At 52.7% G+C, this 3438-nt stretch carries 1 protein-coding gene and 3 pseudogenes; 2 read left to right on the forward strand and 2 right to left on the reverse strand.

Annotated elements, in window-relative coordinates:
* Positions 1 to 1461: condensation domain-containing protein (locus tag BN2475_RS34100; RefSeq protein ID WP_245841771.1), on the reverse strand; the 1461-nt coding region annotated here is incomplete at its 3' end.
* A 55-nt stretch (positions 1462 to 1516) separates the two neighbouring features.
* Here BN2475_RS34100 and BN2475_RS36135 point away from each other — a divergent pair.
* Both BN2475_RS36135 and BN2475_RS32905 read left to right on the forward strand, forming a co-directional pair.
* Positions 1517 to 1767 (forward strand): annotated as a pseudogene (locus tag BN2475_RS36135) (DDE-type integrase/transposase/recombinase); the annotation flags it as partial.
* Between the two features lie 597 nt (positions 1768 to 2364).
* Positions 2365 to 3172, forward strand: a pseudogene (locus tag BN2475_RS32905) (IS630 family transposase); the annotation flags it as partial.
* Between the two features lie 9 nt (positions 3173 to 3181).
* Here BN2475_RS32905 and BN2475_RS36140 read toward each other — a convergent pair.
* A pseudogene (locus BN2475_RS36140) lies at positions 3182 to 3325 on the reverse strand (NAD(P)/FAD-dependent oxidoreductase); the annotation flags it as partial.
* Between the last annotated feature and the right edge of the window lie 113 nt (positions 3326 to 3438).

The following is a 3438-nucleotide window of genomic DNA, read 5'->3' on the forward strand; positions in this document are numbered from 1 at the left end:
GAACAACTGGTGAATGCACCGATCAAGTTGATATTCCGTCTCAGTTCGATTCCAGGTTTTCAACAACAAATTCCGCTCATCAGTTTCAAGTAGATCGATACGGCCAATCGATTGAGTGGAGTCGTCGACAATTGCGCCTAACACTTTCAAGAAGCGTCTCTGATGCGCAATCAATTCAGCTTCCGAATAAATATCGGGGTTCGCATCGAAATCGATTCTCACCTCTCCGCCATCGGACGGCGAATAAATTGAGACCATCAGGTCGTTGACCGTAGCATTGCCAAGATTATGTGTCGTCGACAAGCAAGAGCCGAACGACAAGCCATAATCGAAGGGCATCAGGTTTACCGTAGGGCCAAAAAGTGGCTGTGTGTGAAGCCGGTCGAGATCTCGCCTAAGCACTTCGCTACGATAACGTTGATGCCGGAGGCCTCGTTGAATTTGCTTAGCAGCCTGCCCCATTAATTCTGTTGCACTATTCTCATGGTGAACGGATAGTCGAATGGGCAGGACATTTGCCGTCATGCCGGGAGTCAAGCGATCCTCGCCCAAGCGGGCCGTGACAGTAAAACCCAGCGATATTTCCTCGGCGCCAGTAGATCGGTAGAGATAGGTGGCAACAGCTACCGTTATTTGATTTGCCAAACGACTATGGTCATTAAAAAGTTCCCGTAGTGATTGAGATGAAATATAAGCAGTCTGGCGGAGGCGATGCCGTAAGGCGGGCGCATACCGATTCGCTAACGTAACGGGGGCTGGCCAGTCCGAGCAACGTCTCATCCAGTATTTCTTGTCGCGCTCGAAAGCAAATGAGCCGCGATAGCGTGCATCGCTTCCTAATAAATGTGATAAGGGAGAAAAATAGGATTTGTCTGCTTTTTTCCCTCTAACGCGCATGCTGTAGAAATGCGCAACGCGACGCGCAACCAGTACGCCACTATGACCATCCATCACACTATGGTGGTAACGTTGATGCCAAATAAATCGATCAGAAGCAATCTTGAGTAACGCATAGTAAAATAGGGGATCCTGTTTCATATCGAACGGCGTTTCGAAATTAACCTCCATCCATCTGGTAGCCTCTCTGGTGGGAGCTGCTTTTGAACTGAAATCGATAGTTTGCAACGACCAATCGATGGATGGGGCAACGAATGCTCGGAGCGACCCGTTCACCTCAATAAGTCGGCAACGTAAAGCCTCCGCTTCCTGAACCACTGCGCGTAAAGATTCCTCGAACACTGTGGGATCAATGCAGCCGCGTATTTCGGTGTATTGTCCAATATTGTGGACAGGGCCGCATGGGTTAATTTGTTCAGCAAGCCAGATCTCCGTCTGTGCTGAGGATGCCGCGAATAGTTGAGGACCGACGTCCTGACACGTGATGTGATTGCGCTCGCCGTCGTCAATCCAAACATTATCAGGATTCGAGTGCTGATCATTAGTAACAATCCGGTGATTCATGTTCTCCTCGCGACTCCATTACGACAAGGACATTTGAAAGACTGATGCGCAATGATTCGGTTTAGGCGTTGTCGTCAGTTACCATACGGTTCGACGCCGGTGCGATAAATTCGGTGCGTGCTTTGCGCACCGAGTGAAAGACGCCTTGCAAGCCCGGCACCACATGGCACCTTGACGAAGTACTTGTGACGTTACACGCCAGCCTTCTGTTATGGCGTCGTCGATCACCACGGTGCTGAACTCGATATCCTGCTACAGAAGCGCGGCCACAAGGCTGCAGCGAAGCGTTTTTTCAAACGCGTACTTGCAGGGGGTCTGCGGCACCGCGCGAGATATGGATGTCGAGACAAGGACAGCCCCAAAGGACCGTAACGCTCGCACTCCACGACCACGGCCTCGCGCCTGCGCCGTGATCTTGTAGGTCCATGAGCGATGCATCCCAAACGACGCGGTAACATCATTTGGATGCTCGGTAATAATGCTATTGCGATTAGCAAGTCACCAAAAGAATTTTCGATTTATAACATATTGGAATCCTTAAAATCTACGATAAGGTACATTCTTGCGACGCCAATTAAAAGAAGTGACTTTTTAACCTTAATAACCGATACCAATTACCAGTCACATGTCTTTTGATTAGCCATGCAGAGCAATGTTTGCGCCATGTGTAAACTAGTAGCAAACTGAAAAAATAGCCGACACGCAGCCTTGATGGCTGTCCTGTTTGTTGAATTCCAGACGACATATGTCGGAGTTGTCACGTCAAAGCGTTATCTGGGGGGAAGCGAATTTGCGATGAGGTGTCATTGTGCACCTCCCAGATCTGGTTTTGTCGCAATAAAGCGGTGCGCTATGATGCGGGGGGAACAACACGAAAGACTAATCCAATTGAACTAATGGTGCATGGGCAAAATGAATCTGAGTGAAACCGAGCGCGAAGAGCTGATGTCGATGCAGCGCAGCCGCACCATGGCCGTTTGCCAGGTAAGGCGTGTGATCCTGCTGCTTGACGAAGGTGCCTCGCGTGCGGCGATCATGACCGAGTTGCGATGCGATTCGCGTTTCATCACAACGTGGCAAACGCGTTTCGCCCGTGACCGTTTGGCTGGCCTGTACGGCAGACATCCAGGCCGGGCGCCGCGACCTGACGGGCCTTGAAGCGAGAGTACTCGACTACACGCTGCGGCGTAAGCCGGCCGACGGCTCGACGCACTGGAGCAGCCGCAAACTGGCGGCACAGCTGGGTATGGCTTTCATGACCGTGCAACGTATCTGGCGCAAGCACGACATTCGGCCACATCGTCTGGATACGCACATGGTGTCGAACGATCCTGACTTTGAGACCAAGGCCGTCGATGTGATCGGGCTGTACCTCAATCCGCCGTTGCGCGCGGTGGTGTTCTGCGTGGACGAGAAGATGGCCATCCAGGCGCTGGATCGCAAGGACCGGATGTTGCCGCTGTCGCCCGGGCGCGCGGAGAGTCATGGCTTCGAATACAAACGCAATGGAACCCTGAGCCTGTTCGCCGCATTGAATTTCGCCACTGGTGAGGTGCTGGGCAAAACCGCGCCGCGCCATACCAGCGCCCAGTTCGTTGCGTTCCTCACCGAGGTGGTATCGGCCCAGCCGCGCGGAAAAGAGATTCACGTAATCTGTGACAACGTGAGCAGCCACAAAACCGATGCTGTTCGAACATTTCTGGCTGACCATCCGAGAGAGCCCTGCTCGGGTCTCGGGCGCGTTGAGCGTTTCGCCCACCACGCCTTCGGAGACCAGCATCTGGCTGCCTCCATAGCTGCGGAAATAGAGCATGCCCGGCGAGCCGAGATCTTTGAACGCCGGCATGGCGAAGGTGTAGGGCGCGGCTCTGATGTGATGGACGACTCCCGCTAAGCGGCGAAAGGATTTATGCCAAAGTGGAGAAGTCGTGACGTCCACGGCAAAGGAGCGTTCATCATGAACCTAGCGACTGTTGG

It is taken from the genome of Paraburkholderia ribeironis, from assembly GCF_900019265.1.
GTDB classification, from domain to species: domain Bacteria; phylum Pseudomonadota; class Gammaproteobacteria; order Burkholderiales; family Burkholderiaceae; genus Paraburkholderia; species Paraburkholderia ribeironis.